Here is a 24,667-nt window from a genome sequence, read left to right on the forward strand (position 1 = left end):
TCCCGGTCACCCGGCCGGCCGGACGACCCCGCAGGCACCGCCAGTCAGGTTGCCGCAGGTCAGGTTGCCGCAGGTCAGGCCGCTGATCGGGGGGTGGTCGCCCGGGAGAACCGGCCCGACCCGCCGGCCCGGCGCCCCGCGGTTGCGGGCAGCCGGGAGGTGCTCGGCGGTGCGATCGCCTGCTGCCAGTGGTGCAACATCGGCAGCAGCTCCCAACCCACCTCGCGGCGGCGGGACGCGGCGGCGACGCAGCGGGCCCGCCAGCTCCACTCGTTGAGCTGCCCGGACGGCCCGGTCAGCTCGGCGCGCAGGTCGAGCAGGACGTCCACGGAGTGCCGGAACGCGGTACGGCTCCGCTCGCCGTCCGGCCGGTCCAGCAGCCAGCCGAGGCCCCTGCCGGCACAGGTGGCGCAGTCGCAGTGCTGCCACATCCCGTTGTCCGGATGGCGGCGCATGGTGGCCTCGATCTCCGGCAGCGGCGCGTACGACAGGCACTGCCGGACCACCGCCGACGGCCGGGGTACCCCGGTCGGTGGGCCGGAGCCGGCGGGCCGGCGCGGATCGAGCCGGCGCAGCGCGGGTTCGGTGCCGATCGCCACCGCTGTCGCCCCGAAGCAGAGCACCCCGAGCACCGGCAGGTCGGCCCGGAGCACCAGCACCGGAACCCCGCAGCCGAGCAACTGGAGCAGCCCGTGCACCGTACTGGCCGGGGTGAACGGGTTCGCCGACTCCTCCACCACGACCGCCACCGGTACGCCGACCGCCGCCACGTAGCGGAGCAGGGTCTGCCGGGCGATCCGGTCGGCGAGCCAGGACGGGTGCATCGGCAGGAGTGCGATGGCGTCACCGAGCCGGGCGGCCCGTTCGAGGAGTCCGGCCAGGCCGGCGCTGTCGTTCCGGTCCAGGTAACCGGAGTCGGTCAGTACCGGAAGCCCGAGGTCCCGCTGGCAGTCGATCCAGCGCGGGTCGAAGGGCGCGGCGGCGGGTAGCCTGCCGTCGCCCGCGTACCGGGCCGCGTCGAGCAGTACGGGACGGCGGTAGTGGTCGACCTCCCGCAGGTGCCGGGCCCGGCCCAGGCAACCGCGCAGGTTGCCCCGGTCGGCGGTGACGACCAGGCCGCCGCCACTGCGGTCGGCCACCTCGGCCGCCAGGGTGACCTGGCTGGTCCGGCAGTGCAGCAGCAGGCTGCGGTCGAGGTCCCCGATCCGCCGCCCTGTTCCGCCCGATCGCCCGTCAAGGTCCCGCGCCACGAACCCTCACCCCGCTGATCGTCGTCAAGACATTGATCACCATGAGTGCTTAAATGGTAACTCGACGCAACCGAGTGGGGTAACGGGGTGCGATTCCTTTGGCAGATCGCGGAAAGTGCCTTGGCCACCGCGGCCGGTTCCGGTAACGGAACCTCACGCCGCCCGGTTGGACGCGCAACTCCACGCCGACGGGTGACTCTCACCCGTCGGCGTGACCCGCCTCTCGAATCTGGGAAAGATATCGAGCCGCGAGACAGCTCTGCGCGACCAGCCGGACGGCGGTCGGCTCAGAGCACCATCTCTCGCCAGCCCGGGCGCCCACCTAGCCAGGCGTCCGCGAGGATGCGCGCGGACGCCTCACCGGGGCATTGCTGCACCTTCGAGCGCCCTTGGGCGCCCCCGACCTGGGCCTCGACTTCCCATCGCTGCCCATCCGTACGAATGTAGACGTCGCGCCGTGCGCGCGGACCCCGATCGCCGTTCCACCAGTGCCGCTCGACTCTCACCCAATCACGGTATAGCACGGACGGACCTGCTGGATATCCTCAATAACCAAACCTTGACCTCCCGGTTATCGTCCGCGCTCCCCGAACGCCCGGCAGCCCCGGTCTGATCCGGTTGGCGGAACCGTCGAACCGGGCACCCGGACATCGACCGGACGGAGATCTCCGATTCCGCAGCCGTGGCACCGGAGGTGTCACCCGGGAGGCGATCACCGGGCACGGATCTCGATCGCGGGCCCGGGGCGGCCGGTGCCGCGACCGGGGTACCCGGCGGAGAACCGCGGGTGGCGAGGGATCGGCACCGGGGCGGGCTGGGCCGGCCGTCAACTACGGGGGAAGGTGACGGCCGGGCTGCGGGCACCCGCCCCGGGGCCTGTCCGGGGTCGGCCAACGACGACGTCACGCCGGTGGCCGACCCTCCACCGGTCCGCCGCCACGTCGGCGGAGGGCGGCCCGCCGACGTCGGGTCGCGCGGCGAACCGACCAGCGAAGCATGTCGTCGTCCCGCGCCCCGATGTCGGACAATCCGTCCGGTCAGCCCGAAACCACCGACGGGCCCGGCCCGGTACCGTGCACGGACGTCTCCCGGAGCCGGTCCCGCACCCGGGCCGCCCGGTCGTCCAGCACCTGCCGGGCGTCGAGGTTCAGGCTCTCGATGGCGACCAGGGCGCTGAGCGCGACGTCGGCCAGCTCGCCGGCCACGTCGTCGAGGCTGTGCGTCACGCCCTTGCGCGGATTCTGGCCGGTCAGCCCGATCCAGGCCCCGGCGGCCTCGCCGGCCTCCTCGGTGACCTTGAGGATCCGGCAGGTCAGCTCGGCCCGGTCGGTGCCGTTCGCCCGGTCCAGCCAGGCACGTGCGGCGCGGACCGCCGCCCAGGTGGGGTCGCTCACCGCCCCACGGTAGCGGTGCCACCGGACCGGACCCGGGCACCGCCGCCCGGCCCGCCGGCTCGACCGGTCAGGGGGGACTGCCAGGACGGCGTGGTCATCCGTCGGTCGTCCGGAGGATCTCGGTACGCCCCAGCGGTGCCGGCCAGACCTGCAACAGGTAGTCCTCCGCCCGGTCGGCGACGGGCCGGCCCACGCAGGGGTGCCGGCCCCGGGCGTGCACCCGGACCCGGTAGCTGCCCGCCCCGCGGAAGCTGATCCGGGGGAAGTCGGTACCGCCGCCGCGCGCCGACCGGACGTGCGACTGGCCGACCGCCGTCCGGTACGAGATCTCGACCGCGTCGTCCCAGCCGGCCGTCTCCGCCGCCGGCCGTTCGACGTGCAGCTCGACGGTGAGGTTGGCCCAGCCGCCACCGCAGCCGGTGCGCACCAGCAGCGCCCCCTCGGTCACCCCCACCAGTCCGTTGTCCCGGGTGTTCGCCTGCCAGTGCCAGCGTGGCGGCGGGTCGGGATCGGTCAGGCAGAAGAAGGACCGGGCGACGCGTACGACCCCGGCGCAGACCCACATCGCGTCGGTCACCCGGTATTCGAGCAGCGACCCCGCCCCGAGCGGTATCAAGGTCGCTCACCCGTTCCACGTCGGGCGGTGATGGGCAACACCGCGCTTCTCCCCGCGTCAGCGCATCGGACAGTTGTGTTCGTGAATGTCCTCCCTTGCACTCTGACACAGCGCCTCGGTGCCGTCCACTCGCATCCGGCGATGACCTGGGAAGCGCACGTGCATTTGCGGTTTGCAGACGCCACGTGCAATCACACTCCGTTTTGGTCACTGTGCGCAGTGGCGCGGTGCGTAGAACGACCCCCCATGCCGCGCAACATCGGTCGTATCGCCCTGTTCCATCGCGGACGGGTCAACAGTAAGTTAGCTGCACAGACAAATACCTGTCTCGCGAGATGCAACTTGCACCACGGCATGCGACTCTCCCGGGAGGAGCAACTCGCGCGTCAGACCGGCCGCCGCCCACCTCGCCGTTCAGCGGTGACGGCACTACGGGCAGTGACGTTCACACCAAGAATGGAGGCGCTGTCAGTGGCGAACCACCAGCCGATCCGGCCGCTGAGCTCCCGCGCGGGCAAGGGAACCTTCCGTCCTGCTGCTGCTCCGGCCTGCCCCCAGGTTGACCTCGCATCCACCGCGTGCCACACGCGCCAGGTCGAGGAGCGGTGATGACCGTGACCCAGTTCCAGGACGCCAGAGGGGACCTGTTCGACAGCCCGCTGCCCCGGCGTTCTCCAGGGGCCCAACTGGACAGTGGCGGCGAGGAGGACCTCCCCGAGGGCGTCTTCGACCAACCGGGTGCCGGCACCGCCGGTCGGCACCGCCCCGGCCAGTCGGCCCTGCACGCCGAGCTGGGGGCGCTCCGGGACCGGGTGCCCGGGGTACGCGGCGCCGTCCTCGCGGGCATCGACGGGCGACTGCTCGGACACGACCTCACCGCCGGCCCCGAGCCGCTCGACCTCGCCGCGCTCGCCGCGACCACCTTCGGGCTCGGTCGGCAGTGCGGCATGACACTCCAACAGGGTCCGCTGCGCGAACTGACGGTCCACAGCCACCAGGGCTACTTCACGGTGTACGGGGTGAGCGACCACGTACTGCTCGCCGTCCTCGGCGACGACCGGTTGAACGTGTCGTGGCTGCACCTGGAGGCCGGACCGGTCGCCGAACGGATCGCTGACCTGCTGCACGTCGGCGGCACCACGTAGCAGCATGGGCTGGGGCCGGCGTCGGGTTCGCCCGACGCCGGCCACCCGCCAACCCCCGCCCCTCCGCAGCCCGGTCCGTCCCGGCGGATACCCGGAGGGTCAGCCGATCATCAGATAGCGGGTCACCACCCCGGCCGCGGCGGTGACCGCCTGGCGCAGCGTCGCGGCGGCGTCCACGATGCCGGCGTCCAGCGCGGTGACGTACGAGCCGGCGACCACGTCGAAGGTGACTCCCGGGCCACGGCGGCGCAGGTCGGCCGGACCGGCGGCCGGGTTCCGCCCGGCGTTGCGCATCAACTCCTCGTAGGGCGCGGCCAGCGCGTCGACCACCACCGCGTAGCCGAGCGCCTCGTCACCGCCGCGCGGCACCCGGGGACCGATCCGCCCGGCGACGGTCAGCAGCGCCGCCCCGCCACCGGGCACGAGTCCCCACTCGACGGCCGCCTTGGCGTTGCGTACCGCGTCGTCGATCTGCCGTTTGCGCTTCTTGAGCTGCCCCTCGGTGGACTCGCCGACCCGGATCACCGCCACCCCGCCGCCCAGCCGGGCCAGCCGCTCCCGCAGCAGCTCCCGGTCGTGCCCGTCCGGGCGCCGGGCCAGCTCCGCCCGCAGCCCCCGCACCCGGCGCCGGGCCAGCTCCGGGTCGCCGGCCCCGTCCACCAGGGTGGTGTCCCGGCGGGTGGTGATCACCTTGCGCGCGCCGCCCAGCACCTGACCGGTGGCGGCGGCGAGCCCGCCCTCGGCGTCACCGACCACCTGCGCCCCGGTGAGCAGCGCCAGGTCCGCCATCACGGTGCACCGTTCCTCGTCCGGCCAGGGCAGTCGTACCGCCACCGCGTCGAGGGTGTGCCGCATCTTCCCCACGATCAGCGCGGTGAGCGCGGCGTCCCGGATGTCCCGGGCGAAGACCGCCAGCGGCCGACCGGACCGGCCGACCTCGTCGAGCAGCGGCTGCAACTCCGGTACCCCGGAGAGCCGCTGGTCGACGATGAGGATCGACGGGTCGTCGAGTACCGCCTCCGCCTCCTCCGGATCGGTCACGAAGTACGGCGAGACGTGCCCGGCCGGCACCCGGATGCCCCGGGTGAGTTCGAGTTCGAGGCCGAAGAGGTTGCTCTCCTCGACGATCACCACGCCGTCCTTGCCGACCCGCTCCATCGCGGTGGCCAGCAGGTCGCCGACCACCTCGTCGCCGGAGGCGATCGTGGAGACCATCTGGAGCTGTTCCTTCGTCTCCACCGGCACGGCCAGGTCGCCAAGTTCGGCCAGGACCGCCAGGGCGGCCGACTCGATCCCCCGGCACAGCGCCACCGGGTTGGCGCCGGCCCGCAGTGCCACGGAGGCACCGTCCAGCATGGCCTGGGCGAGTACCACGGTGGTGGTGGCGCCGTCGCCGACCCGGTGCCGTACCCCCTCGACGAGTTCCCGGACGTAGCTGGCGCCGATCGCGTCCCGGCTGTCGTAGGCGGTGAACAATCGCACCACGCTCGCCGCGTCGGCCAGTTCGTGGTACGCCCCGGAGGCGTCCTCGACCAGCACCCGCCGGCCGAGCGGCCCGAAGGTACGCCGCACCAGGTCGGCGCCGGCCCGGAAGCCTCGGGCGACGATCGCCTGGTGCCGGTTGTAGTTGCTCGGCCGGGGCGCCGCCGCCGCGCCCGCCTTGACCACCCCGCCCGGCCGGTTCCCGCCGGTCCCCGGCGGGTCGGCCGTCGGCGGGACGGTGGCGAGATAGATGTGCGGCTCGGCGTTGTAGGCGCTCCACTTCGGCTTCTGGTCCGGCCGGCGGCGGACCACCCCGTCGTGGACGTACCGGAACAGCTCGTCGACGCCGACCCGGCCGTCGCCGTCCAGGTCGGCACCGCCGGTGGCCAGCCCCTCCAGCAGTACGTCGGTGAAGATCGAGCCACGGGGCGCGGACTCGACCAGGCCGTCGGACTCGAAGGCGTACTCGTAGCTGTCGCAGGCGCTGATCACCACGTACCCCCGGCCGACCTGGCCGTCCAGCGCACCCTGCGGCGCCGCCTTGAAGCCCTCGGCGAACGCGCCGGCGAAACAGCAGTCCAGCACCAGGACCTTGGCGGCGGCCCGGCACGCCTCCAGTTGCTCGTTGACGAAGGAGCGGGAGATGGCGGTGCTGGCCGGTCGGGTCCGCACGGTGTTGGCGGCGGCGAAGTAGAGCCGGTGGAACGGGTCGACGATGCCGTGGCAGGAGAAGTAGATCAGTACGAGGTCGTCGTCGACCCGGTCGGTGAGCAGGTCCTCGATCTCCCGGCGTACCTCCTGTTCGGCGGGGTCCTGCAAGGTACGGACGGTGAAGTTGCCGACCGACGGGTCCTCCAGCACCGCCGCCAGCCGTTCCACGTCCTGCTCGGGGGCGCGGAGCTGGTCCAGTGACGGGTCGTCGTACTCGCCGACCGCCACCAGCAGCGCGTAACGGCCGCTCGGCGGGTTAATCCGCACCGGAGGAGCCGGTACCGCTCTGTGTCGGTGGCACGCCGAGCCACTCGACCACCATCTGCTCGGTGTCCTCGCCGGGGGCGCTGATCGTCAGGGTGCGCCGACCGTCCCGCAGGACGATCCGGCGGGCGGCGCCGCGCTCCAGGAAGGCGACGGCGACCTGGGCCAGCGCCGCGACGGTGGTGGCCGAGAAGAGGCCGGTGACGACGAGTTCGGCGAGCGATCCGGCGGCGCCGCCCTTGCGGACGGCCGGGCCGGTGCCGCCGTACCCGCCGCCGGGCAGGTCGCCGAGGTCGGGCGGGGAGTCCGGTTCCTGTGGCGAAGGGTCGGGCGGGACCGTCGGGTCGTCGACACCGGGCCGGACGACGTGCAGGATCGTCCGGGTGTGCAGCTCCCGAGCCAGCGCGGAGGCGGATTCGGCGTCGCCGCGCGTGCTGCCGGGGACCGGCCCGGAAACCACCAGAGTGAGCACACCACCATTCATAGAGTAATGGTGTCGTAACAATAAGTAACCGCCTGTCGGGTTGCCGACACTATCCCGTCAGCCTGCCGACACCGGTGCCCCGGCCCGGTCGGCCAGCGGGGTGGCCGGAGCGGTGGACGCGTCCGCCCCGGCGGACCCGCCGGGGCGGCGCCGCAGCAGCATCGAGAAGACCGCGGCGGCGGCACAGAGCGCCCCGGCGACGTACCAGGCCAGGGTGTAGCTGCCGAGCTGGTCCCGGATCAGTCCCGCGCCGGTCGCCGCGACCGCCGCGCCGACCTGGTGGGCGGCGAAGACCCAGCCGAAGACCACGGCGCCGGCGGCCCCGAAGTACTCCCGGCAGAGCGCCACCGTCGGCGGCACCGTGGCCACCCAGTCCAGCCCGTAGAAGATCACGAAGACCAGCATGCTCGGCCGGGCCGAGTCGCCGAACAGGCTCGGCAACACCAGCAGCGACAGCCCGCGCAGCGCGTAGTAGCCGGCCAGCAACACCCGGCTGTCGAACCGGTCGGTGAGCCAGCCCGAGGCGATCGTGCCGGCGATGTCGAAGAGCCCGACCAGGGCGAGCAGGCTGGCCGCGGCGGTCTCGGTCATCCCGTGATCGTGCGCGGCCGGGATGAAATGCGTGCCGACCAGCCCGTTCGTCGAGGCGCCGCAGATCGCGAAGCCGCCGGCGAGCAGCCAGAACGCCGGGATCCGGGCGGCGGTGCGCAGCGCACGGATCGCCCGGGAAGCCGCCCCGCCGGTCCGGGCCGGCGGTGGCACGACCTCGGTCGCGCCGTACGGCGGCAGGCCGAGATCCGCCGGGTGGTCGCGCAGCAGCCACCCCACCAGGGGTACGACGGCCAGCGCCGACCCGGCCACCACCAGCGCGGCGCTCCGCCACCCGTACGCCTCGACCAGGCTCGCCAACAGCGGCAGGAAGACGAGCTGCCCGGCGGCACCTCCGGCGGTGAGCACCCCGGTGACCAGTCCCCGGCGCCGGACGAACCACCGCCCGGTCACGGTGGCCACGAAGGCGAGCGCCATCGACCCGGTCCCCAGCCCGACCAGTACGCCCCAGCAGAGGATCAGTTCGGCGCTGGTCCGCATGAAGACGGTCAGCCCACTGCCGGCGGCGACCAGGGTCAGCGCGGCGGCCACCACCCGCCGGATGCCGAACCGGTCCATCAGGGCGGCGGCGAACGGTGCGGTCAGCCCGAAGAGCAACAGGTTGACCGAGACCGCGGCCGAGATGGTCGCCAGCGGCCAGCCGAACTCCTCGTGCAGCGGGTGCAGCAGTACGGACGGCGTGGCCCGGAACCCGGCGGCGCCGACCAGTGCGACGAAGGCGACGGCGGCGACCACCCAGGCCGGGTGCAGGCGGCGGGAACTCACCCGACGAGTCTGCGGGCCGGCGGGAACCCGGACGAGTGGCCGGAAAGCCAGGATGCGCAAGAATTGGGCCAACACGACGGGAGAGCGGAGGAGCGGTGACCACCAGCACGCCGACGGGTACCCCGGCGAAGAACTCGCCGGACGGACGCCCGGACCCGCGCGAGCCCGGTCAGGGCCGAACCGGCCGGCCGGGTCAGGGCCGAACCGGCCGGCCGCCGCAGCCGCCGCACCGGGTCGTGGTGCTCGCCCTGGAGGGGGTGGTCGGGCTCGACCTCGGCACCCCGGCCCAGGTCTTCGGCACCGCCCGGGACGCCGACGGCGAACCGCTCTACACCATCACCACCTGCACCCCGGGCGGCCGACCGGTGCGCAGCACCGCCGGGTTCCGGGTGCTGCCCGACCACGGGCTGGAGATCCTGGCCGACGCCGACACCGTCGTGGTGCCCGGCATCCACGACGGTCCGCCGCTGGTCGACGGGACCGTCGACCCGGAGATCCGGGCGGCGCTGCGCGAGGCGCACGACCGGGGCGTACGGATCATGTCCATCTGCACGGGCGCGTTCGTGCTCGCCGCCGCCGGGCTGCTGGACGACCGGCCGGCCACCACCCACTGGGCGTACGCCAACCGGTTCCGCCGGCTCCACCCGAGGGTACGGCTCGATCCCGAGGTGCTCTTCGTCGACGACGGTGACCTGCTCAGCTCGGCCGGGGTGGCGGCCGGCCTCGACCTCTGCCTGCACGTCATCCGGACCGACCACGGCAGCCGGGTCGCCAACCGGTCCGCCCGACGCTGTGTGGTGCCGTCCTGGCGGGACGGCGGGCAGGCGCAGTACATCGAACGACCGCTGCCCGACGTGGCGGCGGCCGGCACCGGCCGGACCAGGGAGTGGATCCAGCACCGGCTGCACGAGCCGCTGACCCTGCCGCAGATGGCCGCGCACGCCACCATGAGCGTCCGGACCTTCACCCGGCGGTTCCGCGAGGAGACCGGGCTCAGCCCGGCGCAGTGGCTGCTGCGGCAGCGCACCGAGCACGCCCGGCTGCTGCTGGAGACCACCGACCTCGGCGTCGACCAGGTGGCCCGACGGTCCGGCTTCGGCACCACCGCCGCCCTGCGGCAACAGCTGCACCAGCGGATCGGGGTACCGCCCACCGCCTACCGCCGCACCTTCCGCCCGCCCAGCGGGTAAGGAAGGGCCCCCGCATATCGTTTTCTGTTGTAGCGGGGGCCCTTCCTTACACCTCAGGTGCAGGTGTTGCCGTTGAGGGTGAAGGCGGTCGGCGCCGGGTTCGGGCCGGTGTTCGAGGCGAGGAAGCTGAACTGCACAGTGCCGCCCGGCGGGATGTTCGCGTTCCAGCTGGCGTTCTGCGCGGTCACCACCGCGCCGGACTGGCTGCCCCGGGCGTTGTAGAAGGAGCCCGCGCGCTGCGCGCCGGACCAGGTCCAGCCCACCGTCCAGCCGCTGACCGGCTGGGTGCCGGTGTTGGTGACGGTCACGGTGGCGTTGAAGCCGGTACCCCACTGCTGGTCGACCCGGTAGCCGATCCGGCAGGCGGCCGGCGGTGCGGTGGTGCCGAACTCGATCCTGTGCAGCTGGCCCGGCAGGTCGTTCACCAGGTACAGCTCGCCGTTGGCGTCCTGGCCGAGGCTGGTCGGCTGGATGGTCAGCTCGGTCAGCGCGCGGGTCTGGTACGCCCCGCCGGGGGTGGCCGGGGGTCGGACCACGAACGCCGTACCGGAGCAGTAGTCGGTGGCCAGGTAGGTGCCGGTGGCGATGTCGGCGTACTCCTCGCCCCGGTAGACGTACCCGCCGATCACGGCGCAGCCGTCGGTCGAGGTGCGGTACGAGTAGATCGGCTCGACGTACTGTGCGCCGGCCTGGCAGCGGTCGGGGTTGAAGACCTGCGGACCCTCCCGACAGGACCAGCCGAGGTTGGCGCCGGCCTGGTCGGCCCGCAGGTGGTCGATCTCCTCGAAGGTGCCCTGCCCGACATCGGCGATCCAGAGCGAGCCGTCCCCGCCGAGGTCGTGCGAGAACTTCCACGGGTTGCGCAGCCCGTACGTCCAGATCTCCGGCCGGGCGTTGGCGGTGCCGACGAACGGGTTGTCCGCCGGTACGCAGTACGGCCGCCCGTCGCAGGAGCGGCTCACGTCCAGCCGGAGGATCTTGCCGAGCAGGGTGTTCAGGTTCTGCCCCGAGTTGAGTACGTCGTCGGAGCCGCCGCCGTCGCCGATGCCCCAGTAGAGGTGGCCGTCCGGGCCGAAGGCGACGTGCCCGCCGTTGTGGTTGGAGTACTCGGCGTGTGGCTGGGTGAGGATCACCTGCTCGCCGGCCGGTGGGATCGGCGTCTGGCCGGCGGTGGCGAGGGTGAACCGGGAGAGCGTGACGGTGCCCTCCGGCAGTGCGGTGTAGCTGACGTAGAGGGCTCGGGTCTGGCTGAAGTTCGGCGTGGTGACCAGGCCGAGCAGCCCGCGCTCGTTGCCCGAGGTGTCGACCCGGTCCCGGATGTCGAGCAGCGGGTCGGCCGCCAGCCCGGTGTCCGGGTGGTAGACCCGGATCGTCCCCTGCTTCTCGGCGATCAGCAGCCGGCCGCTGCCGTCGTCGGGGGCGAAGATCGCGGTCGGCCGTTGGAGTCCGAAGGCGACCTGGGTGGTGCTGACGGTGAGCTGGTCCAGGGGTGGCGCCGCGGCCACCGCCGCGTGGTCCGGGGCGGGCTGGCCGGCCGCGGGCGGCGTGCCGAAGGCGACGAGCGGGGCGATCAGGGCGGTCACGCCGACCAGGCAGAGCCGCCCGACGGATTGACGTCGCAGCATATTCACTCCCATCGGTTAACAGGAAGGTAATGCTGTCGACGATTCCTAGATCACGACGTCCCGGATTGTGGGAACGCTCCCATGCGGCAACTACCCGAGGTCCGTACGCATGGCACGCAACTGTTCGAGGTGCGCCGGCAGGTGGATCCGGCCGTGGATGTCGAGCATCCGTCCCCAGGGCAGGGACTCCTCGATGTGCAGCTCGAAGCCCTCCCGCAGGTGCGAGTCGACCGGCGTCTCCGCCTCCGGCCCCAACCGGTCCACCAGGGCGCAGAGCCGCTCGCTGGTGGACCGCAGCCGCTCGGCCAGTTCGGCCAGCCCGCCGTCGCGCGGCACCATCGCGTCCACCTGCGGCCGCAGCGTCGACTGCCCGTCGTAGTACGCCCACGGCGAGCCGGCCAGCACCGCCTCGGTCGCCTCGGTCAGCAACTCGTCGTTGGCGGCGAGGTGCACCAGCACCTCCTCGACGGTCAACTCCCCCGGCGGCGGTGGCCCGAACGAACCCCCGTCGACCTCGGCGAGCAGGTCCGCGTACGCCCGGCGCAGCTCGGCCGTCTCCATTCGACCGAGTCTAGGAAGAGTTCGCCCGGCCTGCCCGGTTATCGCCCGACCGGCCGCCCCGGCCGGCCCGGCCGGGGCGGTCGAACTCAGCGACCGCGCCGGCCGCGCCGCGCCCGCAGGTAGTCGGAGACCACGTACTCCCCCAGGTCGTCCAGTTCCGGGGTGAAGACCCGGCCGCCACAGCGCCGGGCCACCGCGTCAACGAACCGGCGCAGCCCCGGATCCTCGCCCAGCATGAAGAGGTTCATCGTGGCGCCGTACCGGGTCAGCTTGTCCACCTCGGCGACCGTCAACTGGATCGTCTCCGGCAGCGACGGCCAGTTGAAGACCCCGCCACCGAGTTCCGGATCGAGGTGCGCGGTCGGCTCGCCGTCGGTGACCACCAGCACCACCGGCTCGGAGCCGGAGTGCCGGCGCAGGTGCCGGCCGGCCAGCATCAGCGCGTGTTGCAGGTTGGTGCCCTGCACCATCTCCGGCTCGACCCCGGCCAGCTCCTGCTGGGTCAGCGGCATCGCCTCCCGGCCGAAGCCGATGATCTGCAACGCGTCCTGCGGGAACCGGGTGGCGACCAGGTGCGACAGCGCCAGCGCGGTCTGCTTCATCGGCCCCCAGCGCCCCTCCGAGACCATCGAGAAGGAGAGGTCGACGCAGAGCGCCACCGCCGCCGAGGCCCGCCGCTCGGTCTCCACCACCTCGAAGTCCTCGACCGCCAGCGTCACCGGCACCCCGGCACCGCCGCGCCGGACGGCCCGGGCGAGCGTACGCACCACGTCGAGCGGCTGCTCGTCGCCGTACTCCCAGGGGCGGGAGGCACCGGTCACCTCCCCGGCGGCACCCGCCGAGCGCAGGTCGTGCTGCCCCCGCCGGCCGCCGGAGAGTTCGGCGAAGATCCGGCGCAGCGCCGTACCGCCGAGTCGGCGCAGGGCCTTCGGGCTCAGGGTCAGCCCCTCGGCGCCCCGGGTCACCCAGCCCTGCCGGCGCAGCTCCCGCTCCAGTTCACGCAGCCGGCGTACGTCGTCGGCGGCGTCCCGGCCCAGGTTGCGCTGCACCGACTCGACGTCGATGTCGTCCAGGGTCGCCCCCGGATGCTCCTGGCCGAGCTGGTCCAGCAGGTCGTCGAGGTCGGCGATCTCGCCGAGCGCCCCGGCCGCCTCGCCGTAGCCGAGCGGTTGATCGCCCCGGACCCGCTCCCGGCGGTCCCAGGCCAGGTCGGGGCGGAGCGAGCGCAGGTTGGCGTCCAGCGCGGAGAGCTGGCCGGCCAGTTCCGGGCCGAGCGAGGACTCCATCAGCCGGGACAGCTCCTCGCGCTGGGCCGGTGAGAGCGAACGCATCAGCCGTTCCCCGGCGGCGGCCCGCCGGGCCAGCGCGTCGACCAGTTCCTCGACCGTCTCCGGCTGCTCCGGGAAGAACTCGCCGTGCCGCCGCATGAACTCGGCGAAGGTGTCGGTGGTGTCCTCGCCCCGGTCGTGCCGGGCCAGCAGGTCGTTGAGGTCGCGCAGCATCTCGGCGAGCTGGCGCTGTGCGGCCGGGTTCGCCGCACCCTGCATCGCGTCGCGCAGCCCGCTGAACCGCTGCTCCAGCACGTCCCGGCGCAGCCCGTCCAGAATCTGCTGGTAGGCGGCCCGGCCCTCGTCACTGGCCCACTCGTAGCCGGCGAGTTCCTCGACCGCCCGCGCCGTCGACGAGGGCAGGTTGTCCAGCACCGCCTCGGCGAACCGGGCGTTGTCGTCGTCCCGGCCGCGCAGCTCGTCGCGTTCGGCGGCGAGCGCCTGGTCGAGCAGGGCCCGGGCCCGGGTCACCGCGCCGTCCAGATCACCCCGGCGCAACGCCTCGCGGCGCATCCGCCGGGCCCGGGCGACCAGGTCGTCCAGGCCGCCCCGGTCCTGCGGGCCACGCCGGAGCAGGTTGCGCAGCGCCTCGCGCAGGCTGCCGCCGGCCAGCACCTCGGCGCCGACCGAGTCGACCGCCGCCCGCACGTCGTACGGCGGGGCGAGCGGATCGGGGCCGCCGCGCCAGGAGCCGTACCGGAAGCGGTTTCCGCCGGCCACGATCAGGCCCAGTCGTCGTCGCGGGCCGAGCGCTCGCCGGGGCTGCGGCCGCCGTCGGGACCGCGCCCGCCGTAGCGGGTACGGCCCTCGTCGGTCACGTCCTTGGCGAGCCGCCGGGTCAGGTGCAGCCCTTCGAGTACGAACTCGATCCCGGCCGCCGCCTCGGCCGGGGTGGGCGCGTCACCCAGCCCGAGCCGGTCCAGCGCCTTGGCCAGCCCCGGTACGGTGCCGACCTGCCGGAGCAGCTCGGTCGGGCCGACCAGCTCGCCGGTCTCGATGATCGCGCCGTCGGCGACCAGCGCGGTGAAGCCGGAGACGTCCAGCCCGGCCAGCCGGGCCCGGAAGGTGTCGGCGGTGGCGGTCCGGAGCAGGTGACCGAGGATCTCGATCTCCCGCCCCTCCTCGCCGCTCTCGAACTCGACCTTGCCGCGCAGGGTGCTCGTCACCGAGACCGCGTCGCCGACCCGGGCCACCGGCTCGGTGTCGGCCGGGGCGGCGGGCTGCCCGTCCGGGCCACCGGCGCCGAGCAGGCCGGCCCGGCGCAGCGCGGCGGCCGAGACGGTCTCGGCGGCGGCGATGGCGAACCGGGCCGAGACACCCGAGCGCGGGTCGACGGCCGGGGACTCCCGCACCGCGCGGGCGAATCGGGCCAGCACCTCCAGCACGTGGTCCGGCACGGCCGCGACCAGCGCCGCCTCCTGCCGGATCAGTTCCAGCTCCAGTTCGAGGTCGAGCGGGTAGTGGGTACGGATCTCGGCGCCGAACCGGTCCTTGAGCGGGGTGATGATCCGCCCCCGGTTGGTGTAGTCCTCGGGGTTGGCGCTCGCCACCAGCAGCAGGTCCAGTGGCAGCCGGAGCTGGTAGCCGCGTACCTGGATGTCCCGTTCCTCCAGCACGTTGAGCAGGGCCACCTGGATCCGCTCGGCCAGGTCGGGCAGCTCGTTGACGGCGAAGATGCCCCGGTTGGTCCGGGGTACCAGCCCGAAGTGGATCGTCTCCGGGTCGCCGAGGGTACGCCCCTGGGCCACCCGGATCGGGTCCACGTCGCCGATCAGGTCGCCGACGCTGGTGTCCGGGGTGGCGAGCTTCTCGCCGTACCGCATCGAGCGGTGCAGCCAGCCGATCGGCAGCTCGTCGCCGGCCTCCTCCACGGCCCGGCGGGACGCCGGGGTCAGCGGGTACAGCGGGTGCTCGTTCAGCTCGGAGCCACGGATCACCGGGGTCCACTCGTCGAGGAGTTGCCCCAGGGCGCGGATAAGTCGGGTCTTGCCCTGGCCGCGCTCGCCGAGCAGCACCATGTCGTGTCCGGCCAGCAGGGCCCGCTCGACCTCGGGGAGCACGGTCTCGTCGTAGCCGACGATGCCGGGGAAGCGGGGTTCGCCGGACCGGAGCCGGGCCAGCAGATTGTCCCGGAGTTCCTGCTTGACCGTCCGGTACCGGTGCCCGGTGGCGCGCAGCTCGCCGAGGGTGCCGGGAAGCTCGGCCGGCGGGGTCGGTGGGACCTGGGAAATTTCCGTCACGCACCTACGCTAGCTCTCGATCGTGTCGATCGCGGCTGGCGGACGCACCGGTCAAGATCCAGCCCGATACCGTCAAGATCCAGCCGGTACCGGCGGATCCGCGAGAACGGAGAGGGTGAATGAGCACACCGAGCGAAACCGGGACGAAGCTCGGCATCGCGATCGGTCTGGGAGTCTCCTTCGGGGTGCTCCTCGGCCTCCTGATCGACAACATCGGGTTGGGGATCGCGTTCGGCGTGCTCGGCGGTGTGATCGTCGGCACGTTGCGCTCCCGCCCGAAGGACTGACCCCGAGCACTGACCGGAGCAGTGACCCGGAGCACTGATCGGTCAGCAGCGGGCGCAGGCGCCCCGGCGGCGCAGGTGGTAGCCGAGGGTGGCGGCGCCGAGCGCGACGCCCCAGACCGGCCAGAGCAGCATCGGGACGACCATCAGGGTGCTGTCGCGCAACTCGTCGAGGAGTTCCGGCTGACCGTAGAGGGCCAGCCCGGCGGCGGTGATCGCGACCGCGACGCCGGTGGCGGGGACGACGGCGAGCGTGATCGGCACCCGCCTGCCGGCCAACCCGATCATCCAGCGCGGGAACCGCTCGCCCCACCGCTGCACCAGGCCGAGGGTGAGCACCGCACCGACCAGCCCGAACGCGGCCAGCCCGGCGCCGGCCCAGACCAGGCCGGTCCGGTGCAGCTCGCGCAGGAACCCGTCGGTGACGCCGAGCGGGATGCCGGCCGCCCAGGCGAGCCGGACGATCGCGTACAGCACCGGGATCACCGCCGCCACCCAGACCGCCCGGCGTCCCCAGTGGGCCGCCGACGCCGCCGAGGTCCAGCCCTCGTCGCCGGGGCGGCGCCCGCACCGGCCACAGGCTCCGGCGGTACTGAACTGCCAGCTCAGTATCGTCCGGGCCAGCAGCAGCCCGGCGGCGACCGAGAACACCTTGTAGCCGAGCGCGAGGGTGAAGAGTTCGGAGTACTCCACCGGTGGCCAGCCGAACGGCAGCCCGCCGATCAGCATCGGCAGGTACCCGAGATAGGTGAGCACCTGCACGTCCGGGACGATCAGCAGCAGTCCGGCCACCACCAGCCAGCCGTAGCCGAGCAGCCCGAGCCGGGGTGCGCCGCGCAGGCGTACCGCGTGCGGGCCGGTCATGGCCAGCGCGGTGACCGCCGCGCCGAGCAGCAGTACCGCGAAGACCGGCGCCCCGACGTCGGCCGGTACCCGCCAGAGCAGGCTGCCGGAGCCGTCCGGGTCGGCGGCGCCGAACGGGTAGCCGTGCCCGGTGACGGTCCAGACCAGCGCGAGCGAGCCGAACAGCGCGGTCGCGCCGGCGGCCAGCCAACCGACCCGCTGCCGGTACTGGTGCGGCTCGGGCACGGTCCGGGCGGCCGTCCGGTCGATCGGTTCGGTACGGGACATCGTCGTTCCCTCCTCGACGTGTCGGGCCGGCGACCCCTGCCGCGCCCGCTTCCCACACCATCCGCGCTCGCGGCGGCGCAGACCTCACGTGCCGGAGTGAGCCGCTTCCCCTGACCGAGGGAGAGGGGTTGACCTCAACCAACATCGAGGTATGACGATGGTGCTTTCGGACGGAGGGAGTTGCGGCGATGAGCACGAGTTGGGCGTACCTCTACGGACAGCCCGGCGCGGATCCGGTTGCCGACCGGGTGGTGATCGACCGGGCCGGTCAGCGCACCTCGCTGGTGCCGCTACCGGACGAGTCGCTGGCCGCGTCGATCGCGGTGGAACTGGTCGAGGAGGGCGTCGAGCTGATCGAGCTGTGCGGTGGTTTCTCGGTGCCGGCCGTCGCCCGGGTGATCGAGGCGGTGGACGGCCGGGTGCCGATCGGGCACGTCACCTTCGGCGCGGAGTCGGTGGCCGGCGCCGCCGCCTACAGCGCCCAGTTCGACGCGGCTTCACCGGGCTGAACGGACCAGGTCAGCCGTTCCGATCCTCCGTCGACGCCGGCTTGGTGGCCTCGAAGAGGGCGACGCAGCCGCGTACGGTGAGCTGGATGTCGGTGAACCGCTGGTCGAGTTGCCAGCGCAGCCCGGCCAGGTCGTCGTCGGTGTTGTGGAAGATCCCCCGCGCGTTGTAGAGCTTCATCAGCCGCCGCGCCGCCGCGCTGACCGGCACCCCGGAGGCGAGGATCGTGCTGCCGAAGATCCGCCCGCCGGGGCTGAGCGCCGCCGCCGCGTTGTCGAGGACGGTGGCCTTCTCCGACCAGGAGCCGGGCAGGCAGTGCAGCAGGAAGTTCGCCCCGACCGAGTCGTGGTGACCGCTGCGGAGCTGGCCGTCGTCGAAGGGAAGCGGCTGGAGCACGTCGGCCTGCACCACGGCCGGGTGATAGCGGGCCACCCGGGCCGCGCTGACCCGCAGCACGGTCGGGTTCAGGTCGACCAGGGTCAGTTCGGGGGTCCCGGTCGGGAAGCGGCACCGGTCCAGGAAGTACGCCGTACCGGCGCCGAACTCCACGTGCCGGGCGCCGATGTTGCGCTGGTAGTTCTCCAGCATGTGCCGCTTGGCGCACCGCCAGACGAGTCGGCAGGAGAAGCCCAGTATGAACACGTCGTAGCCGGCGAGTACCAACCGGTTGTAGACGGCCTGGCCGGCGATGACCTCCTCGGGCGGCGGTGGCACGGTGGCGTTCCTCCCACGTATTGCCTGGTTACTGCCTCGCACCCCCAGCTAACCGGCTCACGGACGGCCTGACCAGCCTGAAGTCGCGGTTGTGCACCCACCGTCGAACCGGGGTCGCGGGCGTCGTACCTGGTCATGGTGTAGCTTCGTCCCCCGAGATGATCGATCTGTCGTCCGCCGTCGTCGTCCTGACCGGGGCCATGGCCGCCGGAAAGTCCACGGTGGCACAACGCCTCGCCGAGCGGCTGCCCCGCGCGGCGCACGTCCGGGGCGACGTGTTCCGCCGCATGATCGTCTCGGGTGGTCGCGAGTTCACCCCCGAGGAGGCGGACGAGGCGGCGGCACAGCTCCGGCTGCGGTACCAGCTCGCGGCGGCGACCGCCGACGGCTACGCCCGGGCCGGCTTCACCGCCGTACTCCAGGATGTCGTCCTCGGCCCCGTCTGGGCCGACTACCTGGACCTGGTCACCACCCGTCCGCGTTACGCGGTCGTGCTCGTGCCGCGCCCCGAGGTGATCCGTCGCCGCGAGCAGGGTCGGGCCAAGCGCGGCTACGGCGAGTGGACGGTCGAGTCGCTCGACTCGGCGGTGCGCGACGACACGCCCCGGCTCGGCCTCTGGCTGGACAACTCCGACCAGACGCCGGACGAGACCGTCGACGAGATCCTGGCGAAGCTGTCCCTCGCCCGACTGCCCGACTGAGCCCGACTGCCCGACCGAGCCCGACTGCCCGACCGAGCCGGCTCGGTCGCCGGTCCGGCCTGGGTCCGGCTGCCCCGGGCCGGTGCGCCGTCGCTGCTCAACGCCGACGGAGCGGGAGGAACCTCGCCAGCAGGCAGACCGTGACGACCGCGACCGCTACCGCGATGCCGGTGCCGAGTCGGTCGCGGACCGCCGAGACCACCAGGATGGTGGCGATGACCAGAGTCACCAGCGCTGCGGGGAGCAGCCGACCGGCTCGCGGGGTATCGCCGCCCCCGGTTGTACGTCGCACTGTCATGAGCCCCCCGCATCGTCGGTCGTTCATATTCCCGATTGCCGCTGCGCCCTAACCTGCCTCCGATCCTCGGTGGACACCTGCGGGTCGATGCAGACCGCCCGCTCCGGCCGCGTCAATTCGTTCACCGTCGAACCCGCGTCGGCAGGTCCAGGTCGCGCAGGTAGCCGCCACGGTTCGCCGGCCGTACCCGGCGGCGCACGGACGGTCTCGGCGAGGGCGGCACCGGCATCGGCGGCTCCGCCTCCGGCACGGTCGGCGGAAGGGTGCCGAGACAACCCCACGGGTGCCCGCAGCGGCAGTACCGCCAGAGCCGCCGCCAGTCCCGGCGGTGAATTCTCGGCGTACGTCGAAACCAGCGCACAGATACCTCCTCGGTGTGTGGAAGCGGGGGCCGCCTCGGGTGGGGAAGGGAAACCGACGGCCCCCGCGCGGTTCCGCCCGTCCTTTCCGAGGCCATGGCTCCGAGCGGTTCCGCTAGTGACACTCTGCTGTGGATGGCACTACGCTGAGGAGCTTCTCGATCGGTACGACCCGTACGTATCCGCGTTTATCCCGCCGGTACGCCCTTCGTCATGGAGGAGTCATATGGAACGGTCCCCGATGCTCGAACACTTCGCCGAGGAGCTGCGGCTCGCCCGGTGTGCCGCGGGCATGTCCCAGACGGCGCTGGCCGAGGCGATCAACTACTCCCAGCCGATGGTCGCCAAGGTGGAGAGCTGCGAACGCCGACCGAGCCTCGACTTCGCCCGGCGCTGCGACACGGTCTTCAACACCGACGGCCGCTTCGTACGCATCCAGAAGCGGATCAGCCGGGAGATCGTCGTGCAGTACTTCCGGGAATGGGCCGGCGTCGAGCAGGAAGCCAAAGCGCTGCGCTCGTTTCAGCCGGCCTACGTCCCAGGCTTGTTGCAGACCGAGGCATACGCCCGCGCGGTTCTCTCCGGGCCGGGGCTGCTCTCCGCCGAAGAGGTCGAGGAGCAGGTAACCGCCCGACTGGACCGGCAGGAGATCCTGTCCCGAGCCAAGCCGCCGCTGCTCACCTTCGTGCTCGACGAGTATGTGCTGCGCCGCCCGATCGGCGACCAGGCGGTGATGCGTGAGCAGTTGCTGCACCTGGTCAAGACCGGCACGAACGTGCCGCAGGTGAAGATCCACGTCGTGCCGGCCTCGGCCGGCTCCTATGCCGGGCTGGACGGCTCGTTCGTGCTGGCGACTCCCCCGCTGGGTGAACCGGTCGTCTACTTCGAAGGACACCGCCACGGTCAGATGGACGACCGGTCGGACTACGTGAACTATATGATCGATGTCTGGGAAACCGTCCGGAGCGTGGCACTGCCGCACCAGCAGTCGCTCGACCTGATCGCGGAGGTGGCGGAGACATGGAGCTGACCGGAGCCCGATGGCGCAAGAGCACCCGGAGCAACAGCACCGGCGGCGACTGTGTGGAGGTCGCCGACAACCTGGGCGGTGTCGTCGCGGTGCGGGACAGCAAGGACCCGGGTGGACCGGCGCTGACCTTCGGGCCGGACGCCTGGCGGGCCTTCGTCAGCGAGCTGTCCCGACGCTAGCTCAGGTGCGGTGCCGTACCCAGACGTTGGGTTCGACGTAGACGGCGTAGTCGTGGGCGAGGGAGCAGCGCACCGGCACCAGCCCGCCGGGGATCTCGATGTCGCCGTCGCGGTCGAAGGGCAGCCCGGTCCACTCCCGCCACTGGGCCAGTGACCCGGCCACCGTCATCGACGCCGGGGCGACCTTCTCGATGGTGCCGCCCGCCCGGACGTGCACCCGCAGCCACGGGTCGGTCGGCAGGCCGTCGTCGCGCCGCTGGCGGATGTAGTCGCTCATCGGCAGGCGCGGTTGCAGGTGCTTGGCCGTCGGGCGGACCGGAGCGAGCAGCACCTCGTGGCCCTGCTCGCCGGCCGCCGCTCGCAGGGCGGCGACCATGCGGTGGGACAGCCCACGGCCGAGATAGTCGACGTCGATCGTGATCTCCAACGCACTGGCGATGGTCGGTACGTTGCCCCGGCGCAGGTCGTTGAACGCCCACACCAGTACCACGTCCCAGCCCTGCGCCGGCATCTCCTCCCGGCCCTTCAGCACGGCGTTGAACGGGACGGCGAACCCTCGCGCGACGACCCGGTCGCCGTCCGTGGCCACCACGCAGTACTCCGGGAACTCCCCCGGCACCCGCAGGTGCAGCGCGCTCGCGATCAGGTCCTCGCTGCTGAAGATCGGCCAGGTGTCGGTGATCTCGTAGATCCGGCCCGTCAGCTCGGGGCGCTGTGCGAGCGTGGTGATCTGGATGCGGTCGAGGTCTGTCACGACGGGGCATACTGCCATGACCAGGCAATTCGAGCCAGGCATTTGCTCGGAACGCCGAGCGTCCGGCCAGTCCCCGCCGAACGAGTCGGGTAGTAATCGAGCCCGATCGGTAGGCTGACCCGGTGAGCCAGCCCCCTGCCGAACCCCCGCCGTCCGGGCAAGCACCGTACGGGCCACCGCCGCAAGGACCGTACGGGCAAGGACCGCAAGGACCGTACGGTCCGCCGCCAGCCGGGCCGCCGCCCGGTGCCATGCCGCCGGGTGCCGTCCCGCCCGCTGCGCCGTACCAGACGCAGGCGCAACCGGCCCGAAGCCGGCGCCCGCTGGTGATCGGCCTGGTCGCCGCGGCCGTGGCGATCGTGCTGTGCCTGGGCGTCGGCTGCGTCGGCGCGGTGGTCTACTACGTGCAGCTCGGCAACGACAGTGGCTCGGAGGCGAGCGGCGACGGCCCGGGAGCCACGCCGAGCCCGGGGACGCGCACCGCGTCGACGCAGTGCGGGGGCAGCATCACCCCGGCGCACGACCAGACCAGGACGGTCGGGCTGCCCGACTTCGAGGCGGCACCGCAGACCGGCACCGCCACGATGCGGCTGAGCACCAACCTCGGCGAGATCGCGATCAGCATGGACCGCTCTCGCACCCCGTGCACCGTGGCGAGCTTCCAGCACCTCGCCCGGCAGAAGTTCTTCGACGGAAGCCCGTGCCACCGCCTCGTCACCGAGGGGATCTTCGTGCTCCAGTGCGGCGACCCGACCGGCACCGGGATGGGCGGGCCGGACTACAGGTTCGCCGACGAGAACCTGAGCGGCGCGCAGTACGGCCGGGGTGTGGTGGCGATGGCGAACACCGGCGAGCCGAGCACCAACGGCAGCCAGTTCTTCATCATCTTCAAGGACAGTTCGAGCGGGCTCCAGCCCCTCTACACCCCGTTCGGCACCGTCACCACCGGTCTCGACGTGGTGGACCGGGTGGCCGCCGGTGGCCACGACAACTCCATCTCCGCCGGTGGCGGGGCACCGAAGGTCGGGATCACCATCCAGACCCTCGCCGTGAACTGACCCCACACGACACCGCACCCCGCCCTCGCTGCCGCAAACAGCGGGGGCGGGGTGCGGTGTCTGCTCCGTGGCGTGGTCAGCGCCGGTTCAGCGGTACCCAGTTCCAGCCGTCAGCCGAGCCGTAGCTGACGTCACCGTCGCCCCGGGCGTAGAGCCAGCCGTCCCGGGCCCGCAGCACCGGGCTGAACATCCGGGGCAGCCCGGACGGTTCGACCGGCTGGTAGCTCGCCCCACCCCGACGGGCGGTCCAGAACCGGTACGTGCTGATCGAGTCGTCCCGACCGTCGGTCGCCTGGTAGACGACGTGGCTGCCGTCCGGGGTGACGAACGACCCGGGATCGGCGGGCTCGTACGGGATCTGGTCCGCGCCGGCTCGCCGCTGCCAGCCCTCCGCCGAGGTGTGCCGGTAGACGGCCCGGCGTTGCGCGTCGGTGACGACGGCGTAGTCGACGCCGTTCGGGCCGGCCGAGAGCTGCACCATTGGACAACTCTCGGCCCCGCAGGCCGACATCTCCGCGAAGGTGTGGCTGGACCAGCTCCGCCCGCCGTCGGTACTCGTCGCGACCGCCGGCCGGGCCGACTCCCGGTCGAAGCCCGGCGCCCAGAGCCGACCGTCCGACTCCGTGATCACCTGTCGGTCGGCCAGGATCTGCGCGGGCTGCTCGGCCAGTGGCGAGACCCGGTTCGTGACCGGGTCGAAGGCGTGCACCCGGCACGGCTCGGAACCGGGAATCGACGTACCGCCGGGTTCGGCGTCCGGGTCGGGCCGGCAGACGGCGAAGCTGCCCGGCGCCACCGCCGGTACGGCCGGGCCGGTGCCGGTGGCCTGCCAGCTCCGCCCGCCGTCCCGGCTGGCCTCCAGCGTCCACCGCCCGCTCCCCACTGGCTCCGGCGGCCGGTCGACGAGCAGCAGGTCGGGGCCGAGCACCAGCGCCTCGGCGAACTGGGCCGGTGCGCCGCGCTCGGTCCAGGTCCGCCCGCCGTCGTCCGAGCCGACGAGTTGCCAGACGGTCTTGCAGGGCCCGCCCGAGCAGGTCGAGAGCGCCAGGTAGAGGTGCTGCGAGTCGGCGGCCCGCATCCACTGGATCCGCCCCGGGTGCGGCAACACCCCTGGCGTACCGGCCGCCGCCGCGCCCGCCATCCGGTCGTCGACCGGCGCCGGGCCCGTACCGCTGCCGGGCAGCGCCACCACCGCCGCGGTGGCGACCGCGCAGGCGGTCACGGCGAGCGCGGTACCGGCCATCGCGGTACGGCGCCGCCGCAGTCGACGCCGGCCGGCCGCGTACACCTCGTCGGCGAGCAACCGGGTCGGCGGTGGTGCCTGCGCCGCGTCCTCGAAGAGTTCGCGCAGGTCGGTCATCTCGTCGTCTCCTCTTCTCAGCCCGGTCACGCCTCTGACTCCGTCACCGGGACCAGCCTCCGCACGGGTACGGCGTCGCCGAGCACCCGACGCAGCGTGGCGAGGCCCCGGGCGGTCTGGCTCTTCACCGTCCCCTCCGAGCAACCCAGCACCGCCGCCGTCTCGGCGACGTCGAGCTGGTGGTAGTAGCGGCAGATCAACGTCACCCGCTGCCGGGGCGGTACCTCCCGGAGTGCCCGGGCGAAGACCACCCGCCGGGTGGCACTCTCGGCGTCGTCGTCCGGCCCGGCCGACTCGGGCGGCTCGGCGACCGCCCGTTCCCGCCGCCGCCACACCCGGCGGGTCTCCGCCAGGTACGACCGGACCAGGCAGGTACGCACGAACGCGTCCAGCGCCTGCTGGTCGCGTACCCGGTGCCAGGCCGACGCGAGCCGGATGAACGCGGCCTGGGCCAGGTCGTCGGCCCAGTGCCAGTCCCCGCACATCAGGTACGCGGACCGCCGGACCACGTCCCGCCGCGCCGCGAAGTACTCGCTGAACTGGCGCCGATCCTCGTCGCGTCGATCCTCGTCGTCGCTTCGCATCCCGCTCCTTTCACCGGATAGGTGCGCACCGGGGCCGGGGCGGG

The 24,667-nt window shown here is 72.8% G+C and carries 25 protein-coding genes; 8 read left to right on the plus strand and 17 right to left on the minus strand.

The features are described from left to right. Positions 1-74: 74 nt before the first annotated feature. The 3 genes from V1634_RS22700 to V1634_RS22710 all read right to left on the minus strand — a co-directional run bounded on the left by V1634_RS22700 (position 75) and on the right by V1634_RS22710 (position 3,260). Positions 75-1,250, minus strand: a complete 1,176-nt coding sequence (locus tag V1634_RS22700; RefSeq protein WP_331209893.1) for a hypothetical protein — start codon at positions 1,248-1,250, stop codon at positions 75-77. Between the two features lie 1,037 nt (positions 1,251-2,287). Continuing rightward, complete coding sequence (locus V1634_RS22705) at positions 2,288-2,644, minus strand: MazG-like family protein (protein WP_331209894.1); 357 nt, start codon at positions 2,642-2,644, stop codon at positions 2,288-2,290. A 94-nt stretch (positions 2,645-2,738) separates the two neighbouring features. Beyond that, a complete protein-coding gene (locus V1634_RS22710; protein ID WP_331209895.1) occupies positions 2,739-3,260 on the minus strand; it encodes a hypothetical protein in 522 nt (173 codons plus the stop codon). 608 nt (positions 3,261-3,868) lie between these two features. Between V1634_RS22710 and V1634_RS22715 the strand changes: the two genes are divergently transcribed. Continuing rightward, positions 3,869-4,405 (plus strand): roadblock/LC7 domain-containing protein, encoded by a 537-nt coding sequence (locus tag V1634_RS22715; protein WP_331209896.1) that lies wholly within the window; start codon positions 3,869-3,871, stop codon positions 4,403-4,405. Positions 4,406-4,504: 99 nt separating this feature from the next. Here V1634_RS22715 and groEL read toward each other — a convergent pair whose 3' ends face one another. Genes groEL through V1634_RS22730 form a run of 3 tightly spaced genes read right to left on the minus strand, consistent with a single transcriptional unit; the run spans position 4,505 to position 8,720 of the window. After that, entirely contained in the window at positions 4,505-6,865 is a 2,361-nt protein-coding gene (gene groEL, locus V1634_RS22720; RefSeq protein WP_331209897.1) for a chaperonin GroEL, read from the minus strand. Further along, positions 6,855-7,346: a hypothetical protein gene (locus tag V1634_RS22725; RefSeq protein ID WP_331209898.1), complete on the minus strand. Its 492-nt coding sequence runs from the start codon at positions 7,344-7,346 to the stop codon at positions 6,855-6,857. Before V1634_RS22725 ends, groEL begins: the two co-directional genes overlap by 11 nt. Positions 7,347-7,403: 57 nt before the next feature. Continuing rightward, the gene (locus V1634_RS22730) at positions 7,404-8,720 is read right to left on the minus strand and encodes an MFS transporter (protein ID WP_331209899.1); all 1,317 of its coding nucleotides are present in this window, start codon (positions 8,718-8,720) and stop codon (positions 7,404-7,406) included. 236 nt (positions 8,721-8,956) lie between these two features. Here V1634_RS22730 and V1634_RS22735 point away from each other — a divergent pair, with 236 nt between their 5' ends. Beyond that, positions 8,957-9,910 (plus strand): GlxA family transcriptional regulator, encoded by a 954-nt coding sequence (locus V1634_RS22735; RefSeq protein WP_331210034.1) that lies wholly within the window; start codon positions 8,957-8,959, stop codon positions 9,908-9,910. Between the two features lie 53 nt (positions 9,911-9,963). On the opposite strand, the gene V1634_RS22740 is transcribed toward V1634_RS22735, so the two are convergent. The 4 genes from V1634_RS22740 to V1634_RS22755 form a co-directional block, all read right to left on the minus strand. Continuing rightward, on the minus strand, positions 9,964-11,535 hold the full coding sequence (locus V1634_RS22740) for a PQQ-dependent sugar dehydrogenase (protein ID WP_331209900.1): 1,572 nt from the start codon (positions 11,533-11,535) through the stop codon (positions 9,964-9,966). Positions 11,536-11,625: 90 nt separating this feature from the next. Beyond that, the gene (locus V1634_RS22745) at positions 11,626-12,138 is read right to left on the minus strand and encodes a DinB family protein (RefSeq protein ID WP_331210035.1); all 513 of its coding nucleotides are present in this window, start codon (positions 12,136-12,138) and stop codon (positions 11,626-11,628) included. A gap of 44 nt (positions 12,139-12,182) precedes the next feature. Next, on the minus strand, positions 12,183-14,144 hold the full coding sequence (locus V1634_RS22750; protein ID WP_331209901.1) for a vWA domain-containing protein: 1,962 nt from the start codon (positions 14,142-14,144) through the stop codon (positions 12,183-12,185). A 2-nt stretch (positions 14,145-14,146) separates the two neighbouring features. Continuing rightward, the gene (locus V1634_RS22755) at positions 14,147-15,664 is read right to left on the minus strand and encodes a sigma 54-interacting transcriptional regulator (RefSeq protein ID WP_331209902.1); all 1,518 of its coding nucleotides are present in this window, start codon (positions 15,662-15,664) and stop codon (positions 14,147-14,149) included. 119 nt (positions 15,665-15,783) lie between these two features. On the opposite strand from V1634_RS22755, the gene V1634_RS22760 reads away from it, so the two are divergent. Then, positions 15,784-15,951: a hypothetical protein gene (locus V1634_RS22760; protein WP_331209903.1), complete on the plus strand. Its 168-nt coding sequence runs from the start codon at positions 15,784-15,786 to the stop codon at positions 15,949-15,951. A gap of 42 nt (positions 15,952-15,993) precedes the next feature. Here V1634_RS22760 and V1634_RS22765 read toward each other — a convergent pair whose 3' ends face one another. Beyond that, positions 15,994-17,079 (minus strand): hypothetical protein, encoded by a 1,086-nt coding sequence (locus V1634_RS22765; RefSeq protein ID WP_331209904.1) that lies wholly within the window; start codon positions 17,077-17,079, stop codon positions 15,994-15,996. Positions 17,080-17,267: 188 nt separating this feature from the next. On the opposite strand from V1634_RS22765, the gene V1634_RS22770 reads away from it, so the two are divergent. Then, positions 17,268-17,588, plus strand: a complete 321-nt coding sequence (locus tag V1634_RS22770) for a DUF6506 family protein (protein ID WP_331209905.1) — start codon at positions 17,268-17,270, stop codon at positions 17,586-17,588. 10 nt (positions 17,589-17,598) lie between these two features. Here V1634_RS22770 and V1634_RS22775 read toward each other — a convergent pair whose 3' ends face one another. Further along, positions 17,599-18,300, minus strand: a complete 702-nt coding sequence (locus V1634_RS22775) for a class I SAM-dependent methyltransferase (protein WP_331209906.1) — start codon at positions 18,298-18,300, stop codon at positions 17,599-17,601. A 158-nt stretch (positions 18,301-18,458) separates the two neighbouring features. On the opposite strand from V1634_RS22775, the gene V1634_RS22780 reads away from it, so the two are divergent. Beyond that, complete coding sequence (locus V1634_RS22780) at positions 18,459-19,001, plus strand: AAA family ATPase (RefSeq protein ID WP_331209907.1); 543 nt, start codon at positions 18,459-18,461, stop codon at positions 18,999-19,001. 97 nt (positions 19,002-19,098) lie between these two features. On the opposite strand, the gene V1634_RS22785 is transcribed toward V1634_RS22780, so the two are convergent. Both V1634_RS22785 and V1634_RS22790 read right to left on the minus strand, forming a co-directional pair. Then, the gene (locus V1634_RS22785) at positions 19,099-19,230 is read right to left on the minus strand and encodes a hypothetical protein (protein ID WP_331209908.1); all 132 of its coding nucleotides are present in this window, start codon (positions 19,228-19,230) and stop codon (positions 19,099-19,101) included. A gap of 190 nt (positions 19,231-19,420) precedes the next feature. Further along, positions 19,421-19,660, minus strand: coding sequence for a hypothetical protein (locus V1634_RS22790; protein ID WP_331209909.1), 240 nt, complete (start codon positions 19,658-19,660; stop codon positions 19,421-19,423). 224 nt (positions 19,661-19,884) lie between these two features. On the opposite strand from V1634_RS22790, the gene V1634_RS22795 reads away from it, so the two are divergent. Together V1634_RS22795 and V1634_RS22800 are read left to right on the plus strand one after the other, a co-directional pair. Then, on the plus strand, positions 19,885-20,688 hold the full coding sequence (locus tag V1634_RS22795) for a helix-turn-helix domain-containing protein (RefSeq protein WP_331209910.1): 804 nt from the start codon (positions 19,885-19,887) through the stop codon (positions 20,686-20,688). After that, the gene (locus V1634_RS22800; RefSeq protein WP_331209911.1) at positions 20,679-20,867 is read left to right on the plus strand and encodes a DUF397 domain-containing protein; all 189 of its coding nucleotides are present in this window, start codon (positions 20,679-20,681) and stop codon (positions 20,865-20,867) included. Before V1634_RS22795 ends, V1634_RS22800 begins: the two co-directional genes overlap by 10 nt. Before the next feature lies 1 nt (position 20,868). Here the strand turns inward: V1634_RS22800 and V1634_RS22805 are convergent, their stop codons facing one another. Further along, positions 20,869-21,621 carry an N-acetyltransferase gene (locus V1634_RS22805; protein ID WP_331209912.1) on the minus strand — a complete coding sequence of 251 codons (753 nt, stop codon included), beginning with the start codon at positions 21,619-21,621 and terminating at the stop codon, positions 20,869-20,871. Positions 21,622-21,947: 326 nt separating this feature from the next. Here V1634_RS22805 and V1634_RS22810 point away from each other — a divergent pair, with 326 nt between their 5' ends. Then, complete coding sequence (locus tag V1634_RS22810) at positions 21,948-22,679, plus strand: peptidylprolyl isomerase (protein WP_331209913.1); 732 nt, start codon at positions 21,948-21,950, stop codon at positions 22,677-22,679. A 76-nt stretch (positions 22,680-22,755) separates the two neighbouring features. On the opposite strand, the gene V1634_RS22815 is transcribed toward V1634_RS22810, so the two are convergent. Continuing rightward, on the minus strand, positions 22,756-24,039 hold the full coding sequence (locus V1634_RS22815) for a hypothetical protein (protein WP_331209914.1): 1,284 nt from the start codon (positions 24,037-24,039) through the stop codon (positions 22,756-22,758). A 26-nt stretch (positions 24,040-24,065) separates the two neighbouring features. Then, complete coding sequence (locus V1634_RS22820) at positions 24,066-24,623, minus strand: SigE family RNA polymerase sigma factor (protein WP_331209915.1); 558 nt, start codon at positions 24,621-24,623, stop codon at positions 24,066-24,068. Positions 24,624-24,667: the final 44 nt, after the last annotated feature.

Origin of the sequence: Plantactinospora veratri (assembly GCF_036421995.1) — a bacterium.
Taxonomy (GTDB): Bacteria; Actinomycetota; Actinomycetes; order Mycobacteriales; family Micromonosporaceae; genus Plantactinospora; species Plantactinospora veratri.